The organism is Streptomyces sp. NPDC006691, from assembly GCF_042869955.1.
GTDB lineage: Bacteria > Actinomycetota > Actinomycetes > Streptomycetales > Streptomycetaceae > Streptomyces.
The window spans coordinates 56,573-76,531 of sequence record NZ_JBIAGW010000006.1; the positions used below are offsets into that span (position 1 = coordinate 56,573).

Sequence of the window (19,959 nt, forward strand, 5' to 3'; positions counted from 1 at the left end):
ACGTGCTCCGCCGACCAGGGAGGAGACGAGGGCCGATCCGCCGCCGGGAGCAGCGGGTATTCGGTCCTTCGGATGGTCGGGGTCGCCGCCCCCGCACGGGTTCCGCCTGCTGGGGGTGGTGCACTGTGGGCCCGGTCGGGCGCTCACCAATGGGGGCGCGGAGATGCTTGCGAGGTCCACTGCCTCTCCTTCATCTTGTGTCACTCCAGACATTCCGCGCCGTCCTACCCAGGAAGTTGATCTTTCATGCAGGCTATATCAACTGCCTGTGTCACATGCATCACAGGGGGTTTGGGCTACTGGCCCGTCAGCCACTTCATGAAGCTGCTCCAGCGCCCCGCTCTGCCGGTGGGCTGCGTCGCCGCGGGAGCGGTTGCGACCGCGACGGGGGGTGCCTGGTAGCGGGGCACGGCCGTCGGCTCCGGTGCGGCCGCGGCGCGCGGGGTGGCTGCGCTGAACCGGACGGGCAGGGAGGCCAGGGCCCGGTTGAAGGGGCCGGGCCGCCACGCGAGGCTCTCCGCGGGGACGGCGAGTTCAACGTCGGGCAGGGCGTTGAACAGCGTCTCCAGGCCCGTCAGGGCGATCAGCCTGGCCGGCTCTTTCGACGGGCAGGCGTGCGGCCCCGCGCTCCAGGCGAGGTGGCCTCGGGTGTCGGCACCGCGGTCCGCGAGCGCCGTGTTGGCGGCGCCGAAGGACACCAGCACCAGGTCACCGGCGCGCACCTTGTCGCCGGCCACGTCCGTGTCGACCACCGGGTAGTGGGGCGCATAGTTGGACATCGGCGCATTGCGCCACAGGGTGTCGTCCACAGCCTTGTCGAACTGCCCCAGGCGCGCGAACTCCTCGTTGGTCAGCATCGTGTAGAAGGCGTTGCCGATCAGGTTGCCCTCCGGCTCGCCGCCCGCACCGAGGAGCAACACCAGCGTGTGCGCCAGCTCCTCGTCGTTCAGCTGCGCCGGATGCTGCATCAGGTAGGACGTGACGTCCTCCCCCGGCTGGGCGCGCTTGAGCGCCACCAGCTCGCCGACCGCTCCGAGCAGGACCTGGCTGGCCGCCTCGGCGTTGACTCCGTCGAACATGCCGGAGATGCCGAACAGCACCCGGTCGCCGATCTCCGGCGGGCATCCGAACAGTTCGTTGAACACGTACAGCGGGAGCTGCTGGGCGTAGTCGCGGAGCAGGTCGGCGCTGCCGCGGGGGCTGAACTGGTTGATCAGGAACTGGGCGGCCTGGCTGACGATCCGGCTCAGCCGCTTGTTGCTGACGCGGGCGAAGGAGTCGGTGATGGCCTGCCGCAGCCGTACATGCTCGGCGCCGTCGGTGAACATCGCGTTCGGCCGGTAGGCCAGCAGCGGAAGAACCGGGCTGTCGGGGCGGATGCAGCCCTCGGCCAGTGCACGCCAGCGGCGTGAGTCCTTGCGGAAGGTCGTCGAATCCTGAAGGAGTTCCAGAGCCGCGTTGTAATCGGTCACCAGCGTCGCCTCCACGCCGGGGGCGATGGTGACCGGCGCGGTGGGGCCGAGCTCGCGCATGTAGCGGTAGTACGCGTGCGGATTGGCAGCGAACTCCGCACTGTCCAGCGGTATACGCTGCCCGCTGCCGTGTGCGGGGCAGCCGGGCGGAGGTACAGAGGGGGTTGTCATACGTGCTCCAGGTCGGCGCGCTCGTGCAGATAGCGGACCAAGGTGATCAGGGCGTCGACGGACGACTTCTCGTCGCGTGCGTCGATGGTGACGACGGGGGTGTCGGGCAGCAGGTCGAGTGCTTCCCGGACTTCCTCGGGGGTGTGGACCGTACTGCCGTCGAAGTGATTGATGGCCACGGCGAAATCGAGGCCGTAGCTCTCGACCAGATCCATGACGTCGAAGGAGTCGGCCAGGCGCTCGGGGTCCACCAGGACCAGGGCGCCCAGGGCTCCGCGGGCCGTGTCGTCCCACAGACTCACGAAGCGCTGCTGTCCGGGGGAGCCGAACAGATACAGGACGATGCGCTCGCTCAGCGTCAGCCGGCCGAAGTCCAGGGCCACGGTGGTGGTGGACTTCCCCTGCACGCCCTTGAGGTCGTCGACGTGCTCCGAGAGCGTCGTCATCCGCTCCTCGGTGGACAACGGCGTGATCTCGGAAAGCGAGCCGATCAGAGTGGTCTTGCCGACGGCGAAATGCCCGACGACCAGGATTTTCACTGCGGTCTGCTGTGCGCCGCCGGGCACGTAGGCATCCTCAGACAGTGAGAGCCTTGAGGCCATCGAGCACCTCCTTGAGCAAGGCCTTGTTGGTGGGACGGGCCGAGGGCACCGGCGCCCGGGTCACGAGATAGCCCCCCTCGGCGAGGGAACTGAGCAGCACCTTGACCACGCCGAGCGGCAGCTGGGAGTACGCGGCGATCTCAGCGACCGAGAGGTAGCCACTGGAGCACATCTCCAGGATCTGCTGCTCCTCGGGCGAGAGCCGCTGGGGGCGCTGCTGCTCGTCGGTGGCCGTCGTAACGAGAGTGATGAGGGCGAACTCGCCTTCGTCGGGCAGGTCACGGCCACGGGTGATGACGTAGGGCCGGACTAATTCTCCGGCCTCGGACACGAACTCGGGCTCGGGACGGCCGGGTTCCGTCATGAGGTGACCGCGTCGCCGCGAAGGCCGGTCGACATCGCCTTGCCCAGCCGGCTGACCAACTGCTGCATCCGGTATGTGATGTCCTGCATGTCGACCTCGGCCGACGCCGCCACGGCAAGGTAGCTGCCGCCGCCCGCGGCGTTCAGGAACACCCAGCCCCCGTCGAACTCGATGAGGGTCTGGCGCCAGTTCGCTCCGTGCTCACCGCAGAAGAAGCCGACGGCCCGGCTGAGCGACTGAAGGCCGGAGACGGCGGCGGCCACCTTGTCGGCATCACCCCTGTCAATCTCCGCGGTACGGGACATCTGGAGGCCGTCGGCAGAAATCAGGACCGCGTGGAGGGCATGCGGAATCTGCAGCGCGTCCTCAAGCATCCAGGACAGGTCGTTGCTCACGGGGCATCGAATCCTTCGTGTGAATCGGCAGTGGTATCACCTTCGGCGGCCGGTACCTCCGCACTTCGACCCCGGAGAGTGCCACGCTGAAACGCGCCCATGGCCGCCACCCGTGCCTCCGCCGACCTGGCCGGCGGCGCTTCATCGGACCCGCGGCCGCCGTCCGGCACGAGCGCCATGCCGCGCTTGTTCCGTCGCCGGGGCAGCCCGCCCTCCGTCGCCGCAGGAGCCGAACCGCGGCTCGCGGCAGCGGCATTGGCCTCTTGCCTGTGACTGGGCGTCTTGGGCTCGGGCATCTCGGTCAACAACTCCTTCGGCACCATCACCACCGCGCGGACGCCGCCGTACGGAGAGGTGCTGTCGATGGCGACCGTGAACCCGAACCGCGCACACAGGGCACCGATCACCGCGAACCCGAACGCGGGAGGGTTGCCGAGCTCCGAAACGCTCACCGCGGACCCGCTGGACAGCAGAGCCGTGGCGTTCGTCCGTTCTTCCTCGCTCATGCCGACACCGGCGTCGTCGATCACGATGCAGATGCCCCGGGGCACCGTCCGCACCTCGACCTCGACCATGGTGGACGGCTCGGAGTAGCTGGTCGCGTTGTCGAGCAGCTCTGCCACCGTCAGCGCGATCGGTTCGACGGCACGGCTGGTCACCGCGACATCGACCCGCGAGGCGATCTCGATGCGCTGGTAGTGCCGGATACGGCCCTGCGCTCCGCGGATCACGTCATAGACCGATGCGGCCTCCCGCTGCCGGCCGAGCCAGCCGCCGCACAGCACAGCAATGGACTGTGCACGCCGGTTGAACTGCGAGTTCATGTGGTCGATGTCCAGCATGTCCCGCAACACGGCCGAGTCGCCGTACTTCTTCTGCAGTCCGGAGATGGCCCGCTGCTGCTCCGCGGCGAGGCCCTGAAGCGTCCGCATGGCCGATTTCAGTACGGTGTTCGTGGCCTCCTCCGCCTCTTCCTTGGCCTGGCGGACCACCTCGTCGTAGCCGCTGCGCAGCTCGGTGACGGTGGAGTCGAGGGTGGCGGCCCTGCCCTGCGATGCGGTCAGCTCACCCTGAAGGTCCTGCTTTTGACGACGTAGCGCCTTTATCCTTTTTCGCTGGCGAGTGATTACCGTGGCGGCGACAGCGACGCAGACGGCAAGCGCCCAGACTGTCGCATCCTGCCAAAAATTCGTCATGTGACTCTCTGTTGAGCGGCTGGAGTCCAGCTCTCGAAATCTGCCCAAGCGGACCCTCGGCTGTGGGCAGACGTCACCGCCCGGAGAGCCCCCCTGGCTGTAGCCATGCCAAGACGAAAGCTCACGTGGCATGTGCACGCGAGCGTATCACCGGACGAAAATGAGTCTCTTCAAGTCCGCCTCGTCGTGGCACCGTTGGCGAGAAACACATGTCCATGTCAGTAAGGAAGGTGTGCCCGCGAGGTGGAGGCCCACAGCGGCGGAGCCCGCACCATGCCGCGCAGCCGGGTGGCACCTGGGCTCTCGCGGCTCTGCGGCGCATCTCGCCTTGCGGCGGACTGACGCAGTGATACGGCGCAGAGCGAGTGCCATCCGACCAACACGCTTTCCCCAGGCCCAAGATGGCCGATTCGGGAGCGGGCCACGGACAGCGACGCGAGCTGTGGCTCAGGACATGCTTCGGCTGCGTGATCGAGCGGAAGGATGGGTTGCATCGCGTTGGCGGTGCCACCGGGTGGTGACGGGGTGGAGCGGGACACGGTGCTGGCGCGGTTCCCGGCGAGCGCCCCTCGGGGGTCGTGGCCGGCGGAGCAATTCGCGGCGGAGCAGCGGGGTGAGGGTGTGGCGGCGACGGTCGTGATGTCCCTGGACGCGGACGTATTCCTGGGCATGGTCCGGCAACGCGACGTTGCCGGTCGCCACGGTCGTCCCCGTCCGTGACCAGCTCGGCGGTGTCGCCCACGCAAGGCCGCGATGCCGGATCCGCGCAATGCGCGGATCCGAGGGATGGAGATCGTGACGAACAACCGTAACGCGGTGATGGGTTACTGACAGAGCATGATGGCCCTGTCCGGAGTTACTGCTACGGGAAGGTATGCGCCATGAGGGAGCAGCGAGAGTTGAGTGAGGCAGACGACCTGCGGTCCATGTTCATGTTCTACCCGCCCGTTGACGATGCCGGCGCCTGGCAGATGACAGTCGACGGGTTCGCGCGCGCACTGTCCGCGGCCGGTCCCAGGGCGTTGACGAAGTACCGCACCAGCAGTCTCCGCGGGAACTCTGTTGTGGACTTCGATGTCGAAATCCAGCCGCAGGTATGGGTGGAGGGTTTCGCCAGTACTCCGGTGGAGAACAGCGCCGTGATTACCGTGGTGGGTGCGACGGTCACAGAGGCGGCGCACTTCGCGTTGTGGCTGCGCAGCAGCCTCGCGCCTCGCCCTGATCTCGTCCGTTTCAGCAGCGAGCGGGCGCTGGAGGGCGGGGACGACAGCGAATGGGTGATCCCCGCCGAGGGGGGCTTTGAGCAGGTTCGGGCGGTCCTCGCCGAGCATATGAAGGCAGTGGACGGAGAGTGATGCCCAGCAGCCGCGGCCGGGTGCGGGTGGTCAACCCGGCCGTCCGCGACAGTGTCGTGCGCCTGGGCCTGCGACCTCTCCGGCCGGCTTGTCGCGGACATCACGCATCCGGACAGCGAGAGCGGCCCGGGTCCCCGTGACGGGCTCGTAGTCACCAACCGTGTCAGGGTTGGTGACCAGCGCGTGAGAGCGGAAGGCCTGTCGCCCGGCGCAGAGTTGCTGGATGGTCTGGGTGATCCGGTGGAGCTTCTGATGCAGCCTCTCCCCCTCCTGCTCGGTGTGGGCGAGGTTCCTGCTCGGCGAGGGCGAGAACGAGCTCGGCGAGCTGGTGCTGGATCTCCGCTTCGTTACCCCGGACGTAATCGCGCCCCGCCCCCGCCCCGGGCCACAGTGTGTCCAGGTCGCGCAGCCGCGGCCGGTCAGACCACTGGACGGGGAGATCGACATGGCGTACTTCCGCACTTCCACCGACGGGACCCGGCTCCACTTCATCGACTACGGACCGGCCGACGGGCCCGCCCTCGTCTTCGTCAACAGTGCTTATTTCGATACCGGGATGTGGGAGTTCCAGATGCTCCCGCTCGCCGCCGAGGGCTACCGCTGCGTCGGGTTCGACCGGCGCGGCCACGGCAGGTCGGAGGACGTGTGGGGCGGTTTCGACCTCGACACCCTCGCGGACGACCTGGGCGCGCTCCTGGACCACCTCGATCTGCGGGACGTCACACTGATCGGGCACTCGCTCGGCACCGCCGAGGCCGTGCGGTATCTGACCCGGGAGGGCAGCGGCCGGGTGGCGCGGCTCGCGCTGGTCGGTGGGATGGCGCCGGGCATCGTACGCGGCGACGAGAACCCGGACGGTGTTCCGGCGGAGGCGATCGCGGCGGCCAACGAGACGTTCCGCCAGGACCGCGCCCAGTTCTTCGCCTCCGGCGCCGAGGACTACTTCGCTCTGGGGCTGCCCGGCAATGACGTCTCGGCCGCCTATGTGCGGAAGGTGATCCAGGACTGTCACGGTGCGACCGCCCGGGCCGCGACCGCCGTCCTCGCCACCTTCGTGACGCTGGAGATGGCCCCCGAGCTACGGAAGATCGACGTTCCGACCCTGGTCGTCCATGGCGACCGTGATGTCTCCGCGCCCATCGACCTGACCGGCCGCCGCGCCGCCGCCCTCGTCCCCGGCAGCACGTTAAAGGTGTACGAGAACGCCGGTCACGGCCTGTACGTGACCCATGCCGAGCAACTCAACGGCGATCTGCGGGAGTTCGTGGGTCACTGAGGGTGGAGCGGAGTCGCCGCCGGTTTCCTCCGGGCCCCGTGCCGGTGTGCTCAGCCCCCGCTGGGGACCGGGGCGGGCACCGGCTCGGTGCCCGGGGTGCGGGCGGCCTTCGGCAGCAGGAGCGGGGTGGCCAGCATGAGGACGCCGGCGACGAAGATCGCGGTGCGCGGGCCGGTCAGGCCGGCGAGGACGCCTCCGAGGGCGGTCAGGATCGCGATGGCCGCCTTGCCGGTGACCGTCCAGGCCGACAGGGTGCGGGCCACGCGGTCCGTGCCGGTCTGTTCCAGGCGGTAGGTGGCGAATACCGGGTTGAAGATCCCACAGCAGGTGATCAGTCCCAGCTCGACCGTGGCGACCAGCACGAGCCCGCCGACGCCGGGACCGATGAAGGCGAGCCAGGGCACCCAGCACGCGCGGAGCGCTCCGGAGACCAGCAGGATCCTGCGCTGCCCGTATCGCGCGACGAGCCGGCGCGCGAGGCGCGAGCCGATGAGACCGCCGATGCACGGGGCCCCGAACGCGAGGCCGTACTGCCAGGGCGCGAAGCCGAGGGAGCCGAGCATGAGCGTGGCGAGCAACGGGGCCGTCGTCATGATCAGCCCGTTGACCAGGATCGTGTTGAACAGCATGGGACGCAGCGAGGGGTGCGTCAGGATGTGCCGCCACCCTTCGAGCAGATCGGCTCGCCGCAGCCGTGCGGACGTGCCGGTCCGCACCGGCGGCGGTGCCTCATTGCCGCCGATCGCCCGGATGCCCAGCGCGGACAGCAGATAGCTGATCGCGTCGGCGGTCACGGTGGCCATCGGACCGAAGGCGCCGATCGCGAAGCCGCCGAGCGGTGGGCCGATCATGGTGGCGGTCCAGGACGTGGACTCGAACCGTCCGTTCGCGACGAGCAGGTCCTCGGGCGCGACGAGCGCCTTGAGGTGGGCCCCGCCGGCCGCCCGGAAGGCGATGTCGGCCGCGCCGACGACGACGGAGACGAGGACCAGTTGGACGAAGCCGAGCAGTCCGAGCGCGAAGGCGACGGGGATGCTGAGGACGGCGGCGAACCGGATCAGGTCCATCGCGACCATGACCGGTCGCTTGCGGCGGAACTCGACCCATGGGCCGAGCGGCACCGCGAGCACCGTCCCGACCGCGAGCCCCGCGGCGGCGAGCGCCGACACTGCGGCGGGTCCGGCGTGCAGGACCAGGATGGCTATCAGGGGGAAAGCGTCGAATGCCAGCATCGTGCCGACCGTGCTCACCCCGTACGCGGCCCACAGCCAACCGAACTGCCGCCCCAGCGACCTCCGTCTGCCCGCCATGCCCAGCACACCTTTCACCCGCCCCGCACAACCCGCCCCGGTGGAACAACCCCACGTTGACCCGTGAGATCCAAGCGATCCGCACCGGGGCAGGTCAAACAACCGGTCCGGCGGAGAGCCACAACCAGGCATTGTGCACCAAGCCGGCCCGGCCCGGCCGCCCGCCGGGCCGGGCCCGCATGCGACGCACTCGGTCCCGTTCGGCGGAGATGCCCTAGGATCCCCCGGCGTGGATCTCAACGCCGTACGCACTTACGTGGCCGTCGCGGACACGGGCCAGTTCCAGCGGGCCGCCACCGATCTCGCGATAAGCCAGCAGGCCGTCTCCAAACGCATCGCCACGCTGGAGAGGGACCTCGGGGTGCGGCTGTTGACCCGCACCGCGTCCGGGGCCCGGCCGACCATCGACGGCCAGGCCTTCCTGCCGCACGCCCGTGCGCTGCTCCAGGCCGAGGAGCGGGCTGCGGCCTCGGTGCGGCCCGGTCACCGCGCGCTGCGCGTCGATGTGATCGGCCGCCGTCTCGCGCCCGCAGATCTGCTGCGCGGCTTCCACCGCGCACACCCCACGACCGAACTCGACGTGGTGACGTTGTTCGACGCGGACGCGGCCTTCGCCGCCGTACGCTCCGGCACGATCGACGCGTCCTTCCGCGCGGTCACCCTGCCGGCGCGGGAACTGCCCGACGGGATCGAGACCGTCCGGGTGCACGACGAGCCCGTACAGCTGTTGACCGGCCCGGGCCACCCTCTGGCCCATGCCCGCGCGGTCGCCCCCGCCGATCTCGTCGGACATCGGATCTGGATGCCCGGCCTCGTCGCGGGAACCGAGTGGGCGGCGTACTACGACGCACTCGCGGCGGCCTTCGGGCTCACCATCGAGACGACAGGACCCGACTTCGGCACCGAGCCGCTCCTTGACACCATCGCCGATTCCGCCGTGCTGGCGACCCTCGTGGGCGAACAGACCCGGTTCGCCTGGCCCGCCGACCAGGGTCTGCGGCGCATTCCCCTCCTCGATCCCACTCCGGTCTACCCGCACTCCCTGATCTGGCACAGCGACAACCCGCATCCCTCACTCGCCGCGCTGCGCCGCCACCTCGGCCGCACCGACCGTCCCACACCCACCAACTCCCTTTCCTGGACTCCCAATTGGGGGCGCAGGGCGGCGACGGCCGCACAACGCTTCGGCGCCGACGGCGAGTCGTTCCACCGGACTTGACCGGTCGTGAGCGGTCTCGAAGATCGCGGTATCGACACGGAGCGTACGACCGTACACAGTGGCTTCCTCAGCCTTAGTGACCACACCAGCAACGAGGAGCCACCGTGACCCAGTGGGCAGGCCGGACCGCCGTCGAGATAGCCGAGGCGGTGCGCCGCAAGGAGGTCACGCCCCGGGAGATGGTCGCCGACCACCTGGCCCGCATCGCCGAGGGGAACGACCGCGTCGGGGCGTTCCGCGTGGTGCGCGGCACCGCCGCGCTCGCGGAGGCGGACGCCGTCGGCAGCCGTACGGATCTGGACCGGCTCCCGCTCGCGGGCGTGCCGGTGGCCGTCAAGGACAACCTTCCGGTGCGCGGCGAGAGCACCCGCAACGGGTCCGCGGCCACCCCCAGCACCCCGGCCACCGCCGACCATGTGACCGTGGCCCGGCTGCGGGCGGCGGGCGCGGTGGTGGTGGGCCTGACCCAGGTGCCCGAGCTGTGCGTCTTCGGCACGACGGACGGGGTGCACGGCACGGCTCGCAACCCATGGGACCCGACCCGCACGGCGGGCGGCTCGTCCGGCGGCAGCGCGGCCGCGGTGGCGGCCGGGCTCGTGCCCATCGCGCTCGGCAACGACGGCATGGGCTCGCTGCGCATCCCCGCAGCGCACTGCGGCCTCATCGGCCTCAAGCCGGGCACCGGGCGCATCCCCTTCGAGCTCGGCGGCGGGTGGTTCGGTATGTCGGAGCACGGCCCGCTGGCGACGACCGCCGCGGACGCCCGGCTGATGTTCTCGGTGCTCGCCGACGAGGCGGTCGGGCCGGACGGCTCGGGCGGCCCGGCCCGGAGCGCGGCGGAGGCCCCGCGCAGACTCAACATCGCCTGTTCCGCGCGCAGTCCGATCACGGGAGTGCGCGTCGGGACCGCCCATGCGGCGCTCGCCCGGCGGGCCGCGCGCACCCTCTCGGGCGCGGGCCACCGGGTGGTGACCGCCCATCCGCCCTACCCGCTGTCCTTCGGCACGGTCGTCCTCGCCCGCTGGACCGCAGGGGTCGCGCAGGACGCCGAGGGGCTCGACCCCCGCCTGCTCGCTCCGCGCACCCGGCGCCACGCCCAGGTGGGGCGGCTGGCCGGACGGCTCGGCATGCTGCGCGGGGACCACCGCGCGGCGCTGAACGAACGCCTGGAGCCGTTCTTCGCGGAGTACGACGTCCTGCTCACCCCGGCCCTCGCCCGGCCGGGGCCGGCGGCCGACGCCTGGCACGAGCGCGGCTGGCTGGCCAACATGCTGGCCAACACCGCCTGCTCCCCGATGACCCCGCCGTGGAACCTCTCCGGCCGCCCGGCGCTGGCGATGCCGTTCGGCTCACTGCCGTCGGGGCTCCCGGGTTCGGTCCAGCTCGTCGGACGCCCCGGCTCGGAGCATCAACTCCTGGACCTGGCGGCCGAGTTGGAGGAGCTGCACCCCTGGCGGCGCACGGCACCCCTCGGAACGTCCGGCGCACGTCGTAGGTGAACCTTCAACAGCCTTGCCGGGCAAGCGAGTTGGAGGAGTCCGAGGATGACCTGGGCCGCACGGGCATGGCATGATCATCTTCGCGTTACCCGTCGGTAATAGCCACTCCCCCAACGTGAAGGTCACCCCTACGTGCGCACGCTCACCAGACGCCTCCTGCTCCCCGGCCTGACCGCGCTCGCGCTGGCCGGCACCGGCTGCTCGGCGCCCGCCGACACCGCAACCGCGGCGGCCGGGCCCGGAAGTGCCGCCACGCCCTCGTCGGCGTCGGCCGACGGGGAGCAGGAGCTCGAAGTCAACGCCGCGCCACAGGGATCGACGGCGCCCACCCCGGTGGCCCGCACCCGTGGCGGCAGGGGCCGGCCGGAGAAGTCCTCGCTGGAGATCGCGTCGTACGACAGGGCGAGCGGACGCGCCGTCATATCCGCCGCCCCGCCGAGCCACACCGCCCCGCCGAGCCGCACCGCGCAGCCGAGCCACTCCCCCGCACCGGGCAGGCCCGCCGACAGGCCCGTCGCGGTGGGCGACGTCATCGCCAGCGCGCCCGCGCCCGGCGCACCCGACGGGCTGCTGGCCAAGGTCACCGAAGTCGTGGGCCGGACCGAGCGCGGCACCGAGGTGAAGACCGCCTCCACCACGCTCGCCTCCGTCCTCAAGGACGACCGGGCCGACGGCAAGGTACCGGTCGACCCCGCATCCGTCAGCGTGGTCCCGCTGATGAAGGGCGTCACCTTCTCGTGGGCCAGGAGTCAGGGCGTACGGTTCGGGCCGCAGGGCGCCGAACTGCCCCTCGGCAATCTGCGCCTGGATGTGAACGCCCCGGTGACTACCGCCAAGGGCGCCCCCGCCGAGGCCGCGGCCTCGGTCTCCGGCTTCGTCCAGCTCGCCCCGCAGGTGGAGTTCGCGTACGACGGCGGCAAGGGCGCTGGGACCGGACCGAGTTCGGCCTTCCTCGGCATGAGCGGCGCCTGGTCCTCGCAGTGGGCGCTGAAGGGCCGGGCCGCCGCGAGCACGGGCACGCCCCGGCGGATCCCGTTCGCGAAACTGCACAGCGCCCCGGTCATCCAGGTGGGACCGGTGCCCGTCGTCGTCAACCTCGACCTGACCTGCTACCTACAGGTGGAGGCCGACGGCCACGCCACCCTTGACGTCCAGCAGGACGTCAAGGGTGGCTTCCGGGTGGGCGGCAGTTACGCGGTGGGCAACGGCTGGTCCCCGGTCAGCACGTCGGCCGTGCACAGCACCCCGGTGCACGCGAGCGTCGCGGCGGCCGGGAACGTCAAGGGCGCGCTCGGCGCGGAGGCCTCCGTCGGCCTGTACGGAGCGGTCGGCGTCACCGCGGACTTCGCTCCGTATCTGCGCGGCGAGGGCGCGGCCCGGGCCGCCGCGTCCAGCGACGGCAAGGCGACGGCCCGTGCGTCGTGGGCGGTGTACGGCGGCTTCGACCTGAGCGGCCGGCTCGAATTCCACCTGTCCCTGTTCGGCACGCCGGTCATCGAGCACCGCATTCCGCTGGGCGCGCTCCACCGCGAGTGGGCCCTTGCGAGCGGGCGGGCCGCGGTGTAGTCAAGCGGGGCGCACGCCCGTGTGGACCGTGGTGGCGGCCAGCAGGAAGGCGTCGCTCCGGCGCAGGATGCCTTCGGGCGCGTCGGCGTCGAGCAGCAGGTCGAGGGTCTTGACGTCGGCCGCGTCCAGGGATTCGCTCATCATCTCCCGGAGGCGGGTCAGCTGCGCGTGCAGGAACGTGCGGGCCGCCTCCCCCAGGGGCGCCGGCAGATCGAGGAGCAGCGTGAAGCTCCCGACCCCGGTGAGCCCGGCGCGGCGGAACATCGCGGGCCAGTCCTCGACCACGCTCGTGCTGCCGGGCAGTTCGGCGCGCATGACCTCGAACCAGTACTCCTGGGCGGCGTCCAGCCGCGCCTGGATTCCGGGCCGGCCGGTACCGATGTCACGCGGAAGGAAGCGCATCGGCAGGCCACCCTCCGCCACGGCGAGCAGTCCGCCGGGGTTCAGGGAGCCGGCGAGCGCGTCCAGGACGCCCTGCTGGTCGCCGATGTGGTGCACGGCCTTGCTGCTCCAGATCAGGTCGGCCGTGCCGAGTGTGCCGTCCAGGCCGTCGGGGAGTTCCGCGTGCCGGACGGCGACGCGCTCGCCCACGCCGAGCCGCGCGGCGCGGTCCCGGGTGTGGGTGAGCAGTGCGGGCGTGCCGTCCACCGCGACCGTCTCGGCGGCCGGGAATGCCTCGGCCAGTACGCAGGTCATCACGCCGGGCCCGCTGCCGATGTCGAGGACCCGCCGGACCTGCCGCTCCGGGCCGAGCAGTTCGTTCAGGCGACCGGCCGTCCGGCGCAGGACCGGGAGCTGGAGTTCGCCGCTGTTCACCAGATGGGCGGCCATGACCTCCCAGTCGAGGTTCCCGTGCTGGTGACCGTGGGCGTGTGCGTGTGCGTGTCCGGAGTCGTTGTGTGCGCTCATGCGGACGAGCCTGCGCCCACCGGCCCGCCACGGCAACTTTCGTTGCTGATTCCGGGACGCCCGGCGCACTCCCGAGCATCCGTCGGCGTCAACGCGCCACCCCGGTAGGGCGTTTGGCCCTCACGGCCGTTGGCTAGGGTGCCGTGATGGACGCCATGGACGTATACGAATCCGCGCTCGGCCTCATCGGGAGCACTCCGCTCGTGCGGCTGCGCACCGAGGGTGCCGCCACCGTCTGCGCGAAGCTGGAGTATCTGAGCATCGGGGGCAGCGCCAAGGACCGCATCGGCCTGCGCATGGTCGAGCAGGCGGAGAAGGACGGGCTGCTGCGGCCCGGCGGGACCGTCGTCGAGGCCACCTCCGGCAACACCGGCATCGGCCTCGCCCTGGTGGCGGCCGAGAAGGGCTACCGCTCCCTCGTGGTGGTGACGGACCGGGTCAGCGAGGAGAAGGTGAACACCCTGCGCGCCTTCGGCGCCGAGGTGGTGATCAAGCCGAGCGGCCTGCCGCGCCAGCACCCCGACCACCCGATGAGCTTCGCGGCCCACCTCGCCGCGACGACGCCCGGCGGCTGGCACGCCAACCAGTACGACAACCCGGCCAACCCCGAGGCCCACTACCTGACCACCGGTCCCGAGATCTGGCGGCAGACCCAGGGACGCGTCACCCACCTGGTGTCCTGCATCGGGACGGGCGGAACCATCAGCGGGGCCGGCCGCTACCTCAAGGAGGTCAGCGACGGAGGCGTCCAGGTGATCGGCGCGGACCCCGCCTCCTCCGTCTACGCCGGGGGTGACGGGCGCCCCTACTTCATCGAGGCGGCCGGCCACTTCGTGCACCCGGACACCGAGCAGGACGTATGGCCCGCGTCCTACCACCCCGATGTCGTCGACCGCATCGTGCCCGTCGCCGACCGGCACGCGCTGCACACCCTGCGTCAACTAGCCCGCGATCAGGGCCTGTTGGCGGGCGGCTCGTCCGGTACGGCCCTGGCCGCGGCCCAGGAGGTGGCCGCCGGGGCCGGCGCGGACGCCGTCGTGGTCGTGATCCTTCCGGACTCCGGACGGCAGTATCTGTCCAAGTACTTCAACGACACCTGGATGCTGCGCCTCGGCTTCCTCGACGGCGACACGGGCTCGCCGCGGGTCGCCGACGTCGCTCCCCAGGACGGTGACTCCGCAGCGCTGCCGTACCTCAACACCCGCACCCCGGTCGGCGACGCGCTGAACGTGCTGCGCGCGAGGAAGCTCGCCGGGGCCGAACCCGTTCTGCCGGCCGGCCCCTGCCCGGCGGGCCCGGACCGGCGGCCCACCGCACCGGAACTCGCCGGGTCAGTGACCCTGGCCGGGCTCGAAGCCGCCCTCCAGGACGGCAGCGCGACCCTCGGCGACCCGCTGTCGGACCATCTCGAACCGCCGCTCCCCCAGTTCGGCTACGGCGAGCCCGCCCATGAGGCCCTCGGCACACTGGCCGGGCACCCCCAGGACACGGCGGTCGTGCTGCGCGACGGCTGCGCCCAGGGTCTGATCACTTCGACCGGCCTGAGCGCTCTGGTGCCCACCGCTCACTGAGCTTCCCGGCGCCGAGCTCCCCCTGCGTGGCCCGCGCCGCCGCCATGTGCAGGGTGCGCAGGGCGAGCAGCAGGACGCCGATGTCGTCCAGATAGATCGGATCCGGGAGCAGGTCGACGGGGCTGACGACGTAGAGGAGCGCGCCCCACCAGGCCGCCTTGTGGGTCAGGGGGATCCCCGCGTCCCGCAGGAGCTTGCGGGCCTTGAACAGGCGGACCGTCAGGACGACCGTGACGACGGCCGTCGCCAGGAGCGCGATGGCCGCGAGGACCAGGCCGACTTTCACTTCGGTACTCATCGAGCCGCCTTCCGTCGCTCTGTGGCGGCGATGCTACTGAAGCCGGCTCTCGGGGACCGCGGACTCGCTCTCGTCCGGGAGGTGCACATCGCTGACGGCGATGTTGACCTCGACGACCTCCAGTTCCGTCATCCGCTCCACCGCCCCGATGACATTGAACCGGATCTCGGCGGCGACCTCGGTGATGCTCACCCCGTACTCGACGACGATCTCCAGGTCGATGGCCGTCTGACGCTCGCCGACCTCGACCTTCACGCCGCGGGTCACGGACGCGCGGCCCGGCCGTATCGCGCCGAGCGTACGGGCCAGGCCACCGCCCAGGGCATGGACGCCGGGCACCTCGCGGGCGGCCAGCGCCGCGATCTTCTCCACCACACCGCCCGCGATGGTGGTACGGCCTCGGGTCGCCGGCGGCTGGCCCGCACCGCTCTTGGCGGGTTCGAGCGTGGTGCTGCCCGTCGTGGCGCCGGATGTGGCGGTATCGCGCGCGGCGATTCCGGACGCCCCGGTACCAGGCATGGTGGTACCGGGCGTGGTGGTACCGGGCGTGGTGGTACCGGGCGTGGGCGTGCGGAACTCGTCCGACTCGGGCTTGCGCAAGGTCTGGCCGATCGGCTCCGTCATGCGAAGCCACCTCCTCGGGGAGTGCTGTGACGGCCCGGGCGGCCGCCCCCTCACTTCCGGGTACCGTGCCCGGGGCGGTTCATGCGGATACGGGGGCACTTCCCCGCAGCGGCCGTCGAGCCGCTGCGGGGTGCGGCTCAGCAGCCGGGCGCGCCCTTGCCGCCGCGCTGCGGCAGGCTGAGGTTGGGGGCGCCGTCCGGCCAGGTCAGGGCGATGGTCTTGGCCGAGCCGTCGGAGCCGAGCTGGACCACCGGGGTCGGTTTGCCCGCGGGGGTGCCGTCGCTGCCGAACGACAGCCAGCCACTGGCCCCGGGCAGCATCTGCGCGCAGTAGAACTGGTGCAGGATGCCGGTCTCCAGGCCCGGGTTCTTCAGCCCGACCGCGTCGTGCCGGCCCGCGCTGATCGCCGCGACGGCGGCGTCGTGGGTGAGCATGGCCTGCCCACTGGCCAGGTCGACGGGATCGAAGGAGAGGGTCGGCACGTCCTGCTCGGCGCTCAGGGGCTGTCCGGTGCAGGGGTCGGGGCGACCGGTGAACGCCGACCAGAACTGGTCGTAGTTGTGCTTGGCGTCGGAGCCGGGGCACTCCTTGCCCCACTCGTCGGGGCTGGCGAGCGCGGTGTAGGCGACGGTGACCCGGCCGGAGGCGATGCCGTTCAGGACGCCCTTGTCCCGGATGGACTCCGAGGCGTCGTCACCGGCGAGGATGTGCAGCTGCGCGCTCCCGCACGGCGTGCCCTGCACCCAGTTCTCCACGAAGGCCCCGAGGTCGCGGCCCCGGCCGGCGAAGTAGACGACGGAGGGGGCCGCCTGGCACAGGTTGGCGTGCATGAGGTTGAACTGCTGGACCAGATAGGCCTGGCGGCCCGAACCGGCGGGCAGGTCGACGGGCGAGGTGTACGGCAGGACGGTCACGGTGCGGCCGGGCGCCTTGAACTTGGCCTTGGCGTCGGCGGCGAGCGTCTGGGTGTAGTCGTCGCCCGTGACGCTGTCCGCGACGACGGCGAGCGAGGTCACCGCGGGCCGCAGGCCCGACACGTACTGGTTGGCTGCGGTCACCGAGTCCGAGTTCGTCGGGGAGACCCGGAACATGTCGACGATCTGCTTCTTGCCGGTGAGGTCGGAGGGGTCCAGGTTCATCGAGTTGCCCGTCACCGTGGAACCGATGACGGGGATGTGCAGCTGCGAGGAGATCGCCGCGGCGGCCCGCCGGGTCTGATCGGTGGACTGGCCGAGGCCGACGACCGCCGAGACGTGCTCGGAGACCGCCTTCGCCTTGAGCTGGGCGACGGTCTGCTCCCAAGAGCCGTACTGACTGCCCATGTTGGCGAGGTACAGCTTGATGGCGGGCGTACTGCCGTACGCGGCCGTGTTGTTGGCCCGCCACACGGCGGTGAGCGCGCCTTCGATGTTGGGGTAGAGGGAGTCGTAGGTCAGGGTGTCCACATCGGTGACGGGCGAGAGGTCCAGCATCAGGACGATGCTGGTGTACGGGCCCTTCACCGTGTCGTTGGCCGCCTTGACCATGCCCTCCAACTCCCGCATGCGGGTGGGCTCGTGGTCGGTGAAGGGGCCGCTGTCGAGGTTGACGCCGGCACAGGCGAGCGGGCTTCCCGTCGCGGTCAGGCCGGCTCCGCAGGTGAGCGAGGGCGGGAAGAGCCTGCCGTATCCCCAGCGGCCGCCGAACACGAGCCCGGTGAGGATCACGAGCGCCGCGAGGGCCGACAGCACGGGGTGGCGGCGCAGCCGGCCGAAGCGGGGGTTGCCTACAGCGGGTGGCATGGACACTCCTTGCGGTGCGGTCGGCGGACGCGGGCGTGCCGCGTCCGCCGCGGGGCTATGCGAAGGCGGCCGCCGCCTGCTGGAGCGGACTGACGTCCAGCAGACGGGAGTTGTGCGCGAGGCGGGTGAAGCATTCCCTGATCTCGCCGTCCCAGCGCCGGGTGTGCTCGGTCAGCGGGTCGTTGTACAGCCACAGCAGGGCGAGGAGTTTGGCGGTGGCCACGGCCGAGACCGTCCGCCCGGTGCTCTCGACCCCGCCGAGCAGGGTGACGTACGCCTCCTGGGGCGACTGTTCGTACAGCAGCCGGCAGGGCGCCGACGAGAGGTAGTCGAGCAGCCGGATCCAGGCCCGGTGGTCCTCGTCGAACCGGTCGGCGAGGGCGGCGGCGACCGGTTCGAAGCGGCCGAGGGCGAGATCGTGGAAGAGCCCGCGCTCCACGGCCGCTTCGTCCCCGCCGAGCGCCGAGGGTGTGGCCAGGGCGAAGGACTGCGCGGCGAACACCTCGTGCCACAGGGTGGGTTCGGCGGGCTGGGTGCGGCGGGCTGTGTTCAGGGCGGTGAGCGTGGAGCGGGCCAGCCAGGGGTGCAGGGTGGCGGGCCCGTCGGCGTCGCCCCAGCCGATCTCGCGGATCCGGGACGGGCGGTGGGTGAAGGTGCTCACCCATAGGTGGCGGCGCAACAGCTCCAGACTGCGCGGGAGTTCCGTGGAGTCCGCCGGAAGGCGCGGATCGTGCGCGGTGCGGACGTCGGCGAGGTAGGCGGCGGCGAGGCCGACCGCGGGGGCGGTGTTCCAGGTGGTGCCGGGGACGGGCAGCCCTTCGGGCAGGCTGGTCTCCAGGGCGTACGACCACAGGGGCGTGCCGTCCTCGTCGGCGGGGTCGAGCAGGGACACGGCGGGTCCGTGCGGCCCGGGGTGGACGCCGAACGGTTCCTCCAGGACGGCGGAGACGGCGCCCCGGTGGCCCCCGGTGAGTCGGTGCACGACCGAGGCGGGCAGCGGCCGGGCGGGCGACGGATCGGAGCGGTCCATCGAGTAGCCGACCTGCTCCTCGGTCATCGGGTCGAGCCACACCGGGTACCACCAGGCGGAGGCGGGCCCGCGCTCGATGCCGACGGCCGCCTCGTTCTCGCCGGCCCACAGGGCCCGGGTCGCCCGGGAGAGCAGCGGGACGCGGCGCTGTGGGGTGCCGGCCAGCGGGGTCGAGCGCCACGGCTCGCACCACCAGGTCGTCCACTCGGACTGCCACTGCGCGCAGGCCGACAGGACGAGCAGCGGGTCGGCGGCGCCCGTGCCGTCCAGGTCGGACAGCTGGTTGCGGGCGCGGGCACCGGCGAGTTCGGTCAGGAAGCGGCGCCCGGACGGGGTCTGCGCCCCGTCCACCAGGAGCACCCACGCGTGGTCGTGCCGGTCCCGGCGGGCGCCGTGGGCGGGCAGCACGCATGTGCAGGCGGAGCGTAGGGGCGGATGCCGTTCCGCCTGGTCCTTGACGTCGGCGAGGAAGGCCGCCATCAGGGGCCCGACGGCCGCGGACCGGGAGGTGGAGCTCAGCCGGATCAGGGCGTCGACGGAACGGGCCGACTCGGCCTCGGGAACGCTGATGTGCCAGCGCAGCGCGTCCCGTACACCCCACCGCGCGGCACTCTGGAACAGGGAGCCGATGACGGGCTTGGCCTGTTCGCGGACCGCTGCGACCACCTCGCGCGCGGGCCCGGACACCAGGGGGCTCAACACGCCCTGGCTGACGATGTCCATGGCGCCCGCCGCGGCGCCCTCCAGGTTGACCGCGATCCTGCCGCCCCGGGTACTGCGGACGTACTGCTGGATGAGTTCGCGGATCTGTACGGTGGCCCGGCCGCGGTCGGCGTCCAGGTTCTCGTTGAGGGCGAGCAGCCCGAGCCCGAAGCGGTGGAACACCGGGCCGCGCCGCAGGTTGTCCCAGCCGCGCATCATCTGGAAAGCGGCCAGCGCTGCCGCGGAGACCGGGTCGACGGGGTTCTCCTCGAAGTCGAGCCCCGCGTGGATCACCGTGCCGCCGCACGCCCTCGACACGGCCCGCAACAGATCGGTCTTGCCCGACCGTCTCGGCCCCAACAGCGCCACCATCGGCTGTCGTTGGCCCGGATACCGCCACAACATGTGCCGCAGGAACGCGTCCGCGCCCTCTGCCGCATCAAGATCCCCCACCGCACTCACCGCCCCCCGGAACCGACCTGCCCAAGGCACACCTTCGGCATCGATTGACACGGAAGGTAACACCGGAGGGACAGGTTGCGACGGGTGTTCCACCACATCGGTCCGCCGGATGCGCGGGTGTGCGGCAGTTGAGTGGATTCGGGCTCCGGGCGGGGCA

General features: G+C 71.3%; 17 protein-coding genes. 6 read left to right on the forward strand and 11 right to left on the reverse strand.

Annotated features, from left to right (window positions below; genetic code table 11):
• Positions 1–296 precede the first annotated feature (296 nt).
• The 5 genes from ACFYNP_RS15780 to ACFYNP_RS15800 are packed head-to-tail and all read right to left on the reverse strand — an operon-like array spanning position 297 to position 4,200.
• Complete coding sequence (locus tag ACFYNP_RS15780) at positions 297–1,643, reverse strand: cytochrome P450 (RefSeq protein ID WP_388409258.1); 1,347 nt, start codon at positions 1,641–1,643, stop codon at positions 297–299.
• The gene (locus ACFYNP_RS15785) at positions 1,640–2,245 is read right to left on the reverse strand and encodes an ATP/GTP-binding protein (RefSeq protein WP_388409260.1); all 606 of its coding nucleotides are present in this window, start codon (positions 2,243–2,245) and stop codon (positions 1,640–1,642) included. The genes ACFYNP_RS15780 and ACFYNP_RS15785 overlap by 4 nt, the downstream gene beginning before the upstream one ends.
• Positions 2,220–2,609 (reverse strand): DUF742 domain-containing protein, encoded by a 390-nt coding sequence (locus tag ACFYNP_RS15790; protein WP_388409262.1) that lies wholly within the window; start codon positions 2,607–2,609, stop codon positions 2,220–2,222. The genes ACFYNP_RS15785 and ACFYNP_RS15790 overlap by 26 nt, the downstream gene beginning before the upstream one ends.
• Positions 2,606–3,004 (reverse strand): roadblock/LC7 domain-containing protein, encoded by a 399-nt coding sequence (locus ACFYNP_RS15795; RefSeq protein WP_388409264.1) that lies wholly within the window; start codon positions 3,002–3,004, stop codon positions 2,606–2,608. Before ACFYNP_RS15795 ends, ACFYNP_RS15790 begins: the two co-directional genes overlap by 4 nt.
• On the reverse strand, positions 3,001–4,200 hold the full coding sequence (locus ACFYNP_RS15800) for an ATP-binding protein (RefSeq protein ID WP_388785866.1): 1,200 nt from the start codon (positions 4,198–4,200) through the stop codon (positions 3,001–3,003). Before ACFYNP_RS15800 ends, ACFYNP_RS15795 begins: the two co-directional genes overlap by 4 nt.
• Before the next feature lie 881 nt (positions 4,201–5,081).
• On the opposite strand from ACFYNP_RS15800, the gene ACFYNP_RS15805 reads away from it, so the two are divergent.
• Both ACFYNP_RS15805 and ACFYNP_RS15810 read left to right on the forward strand, forming a co-directional pair.
• Positions 5,082–5,555, forward strand: coding sequence for a hypothetical protein (locus ACFYNP_RS15805; protein WP_388785868.1), 474 nt, complete (start codon positions 5,082–5,084; stop codon positions 5,553–5,555).
• A 277-nt stretch (positions 5,556–5,832) separates the two neighbouring features.
• Positions 5,833–6,831 (forward strand): alpha/beta fold hydrolase, encoded by a 999-nt coding sequence (locus tag ACFYNP_RS15810; protein WP_388785870.1) that lies wholly within the window; start codon positions 5,833–5,835, stop codon positions 6,829–6,831.
• A gap of 50 nt (positions 6,832–6,881) precedes the next feature.
• On the opposite strand, the gene ACFYNP_RS15815 is transcribed toward ACFYNP_RS15810, so the two are convergent.
• On the reverse strand, positions 6,882–8,141 hold the full coding sequence (locus ACFYNP_RS15815; protein WP_388785872.1) for an MFS transporter: 1,260 nt from the start codon (positions 8,139–8,141) through the stop codon (positions 6,882–6,884).
• A gap of 229 nt (positions 8,142–8,370) precedes the next feature.
• Between ACFYNP_RS15815 and ACFYNP_RS15820 the strand changes: the two genes are divergently transcribed.
• From ACFYNP_RS15820 to ACFYNP_RS15830, 3 genes are all read left to right on the forward strand, one after another.
• On the forward strand, positions 8,371–9,360 hold the full coding sequence (locus ACFYNP_RS15820) for a LysR family transcriptional regulator (RefSeq protein WP_388785874.1): 990 nt from the start codon (positions 8,371–8,373) through the stop codon (positions 9,358–9,360).
• 104 nt (positions 9,361–9,464) lie between these two features.
• The gene (locus ACFYNP_RS15825) at positions 9,465–10,859 is read left to right on the forward strand and encodes an amidase (protein ID WP_388785876.1); all 1,395 of its coding nucleotides are present in this window, start codon (positions 9,465–9,467) and stop codon (positions 10,857–10,859) included.
• Positions 10,860–10,991: 132 nt separating this feature from the next.
• On the forward strand, positions 10,992–12,425 hold the full coding sequence (locus tag ACFYNP_RS15830) for a hypothetical protein (protein WP_388785878.1): 1,434 nt from the start codon (positions 10,992–10,994) through the stop codon (positions 12,423–12,425).
• Here the strand turns inward: ACFYNP_RS15830 and ACFYNP_RS15835 are convergent, their stop codons facing one another.
• Positions 12,426–13,334, reverse strand: a complete 909-nt coding sequence (locus ACFYNP_RS15835; protein ID WP_388785880.1) for a class I SAM-dependent methyltransferase — start codon at positions 13,332–13,334, stop codon at positions 12,426–12,428. It abuts the gene before it with no gap.
• A gap of 146 nt (positions 13,335–13,480) precedes the next feature.
• Here ACFYNP_RS15835 and ACFYNP_RS15840 point away from each other — a divergent pair, with 146 nt between their 5' ends.
• Complete coding sequence (locus tag ACFYNP_RS15840; protein WP_388409284.1) at positions 13,481–14,905, forward strand: pyridoxal-phosphate dependent enzyme; 1,425 nt, start codon at positions 13,481–13,483, stop codon at positions 14,903–14,905.
• On the opposite strand, the gene ACFYNP_RS15845 is transcribed toward ACFYNP_RS15840, so the two are convergent.
• From ACFYNP_RS15845 to ACFYNP_RS15860, 4 genes are all read right to left on the reverse strand, one after another.
• Positions 14,862–15,203, reverse strand: coding sequence for a YkvA family protein (locus ACFYNP_RS15845; RefSeq protein WP_388409286.1), 342 nt, complete (start codon positions 15,201–15,203; stop codon positions 14,862–14,864). The two genes, ACFYNP_RS15840 and ACFYNP_RS15845, sit on opposite strands and share 44 nt — an antisense overlap.
• A 33-nt stretch (positions 15,204–15,236) precedes the next feature.
• Complete coding sequence (locus tag ACFYNP_RS15850; RefSeq protein WP_388409740.1) at positions 15,237–15,722, reverse strand: Asp23/Gls24 family envelope stress response protein; 486 nt, start codon at positions 15,720–15,722, stop codon at positions 15,237–15,239.
• Positions 15,723–15,964: 242 nt separating this feature from the next.
• Positions 15,965–17,608: an ABC transporter substrate-binding protein gene (locus tag ACFYNP_RS15855; protein ID WP_388785881.1), complete on the reverse strand. Its 1,644-nt coding sequence runs from the start codon at positions 17,606–17,608 to the stop codon at positions 15,965–15,967.
• A 55-nt stretch (positions 17,609–17,663) separates the two neighbouring features.
• Complete coding sequence (locus tag ACFYNP_RS15860) at positions 17,664–19,793, reverse strand: hypothetical protein (protein WP_388785883.1); 2,130 nt, start codon at positions 19,791–19,793, stop codon at positions 17,664–17,666.
• Between the last annotated feature and the right edge of the window lie 166 nt (positions 19,794–19,959).

What these genes read in the sequence shown, in the direction of transcription:
- ACFYNP_RS15780 (WP_388409258.1), bottom strand. Translation starts at nt 1,643, where the DNA reads ATGACAACCCCCTCTGTACCTCCGCCCGGCTGCCCCGCACACGGCAGC.
- ACFYNP_RS15785 (WP_388409260.1), bottom strand. Translation starts at nt 2,245, where the DNA reads ATGGCCTCAAGGCTCTCACTGTCTGAGGATGCCTACGTGCCCGGCGGC.
- ACFYNP_RS15790 (WP_388409262.1), bottom strand. Translation starts at nt 2,609, where the DNA reads ATGACGGAACCCGGCCGTCCCGAGCCCGAGTTCGTGTCCGAGGCCGGA.
- ACFYNP_RS15800 (WP_388785866.1), bottom strand. Translation starts at nt 4,200, where the DNA reads ATGACGAATTTTTGGCAGGATGCGACAGTCTGGGCGCTTGCCGTCTGC.
- ACFYNP_RS15805 (WP_388785868.1), top strand. Translation starts at nt 5,082, where the DNA reads ATGAGGGAGCAGCGAGAGTTGAGTGAGGCAGACGACCTGCGGTCCATG.
- ACFYNP_RS15815 (WP_388785872.1), bottom strand. Translation starts at nt 8,141, where the DNA reads ATGGCGGGCAGACGGAGGTCGCTGGGGCGGCAGTTCGGTTGGCTGTGG.
- ACFYNP_RS15835 (WP_388785880.1), bottom strand. Translation starts at nt 13,334, where the DNA reads ATGAGCGCACACAACGACTCCGGACACGCACACGCACACGCCCACGGT.
- ACFYNP_RS15840 (WP_388409284.1), top strand. Translation starts at nt 13,481, where the DNA reads ATGGACGCCATGGACGTATACGAATCCGCGCTCGGCCTCATCGGGAGC.
- ACFYNP_RS15845 (WP_388409286.1), bottom strand. Translation starts at nt 15,203, where the DNA reads ATGAGTACCGAAGTGAAAGTCGGCCTGGTCCTCGCGGCCATCGCGCTC.
- ACFYNP_RS15850 (WP_388409740.1), bottom strand. Translation starts at nt 15,722, where the DNA reads ATGCCTGGTACCGGGGCGTCCGGAATCGCCGCGCGCGATACCGCCACA.
- ACFYNP_RS15855 (WP_388785881.1), bottom strand. Translation starts at nt 17,608, where the DNA reads ATGCCACCCGCTGTAGGCAACCCCCGCTTCGGCCGGCTGCGCCGCCAC.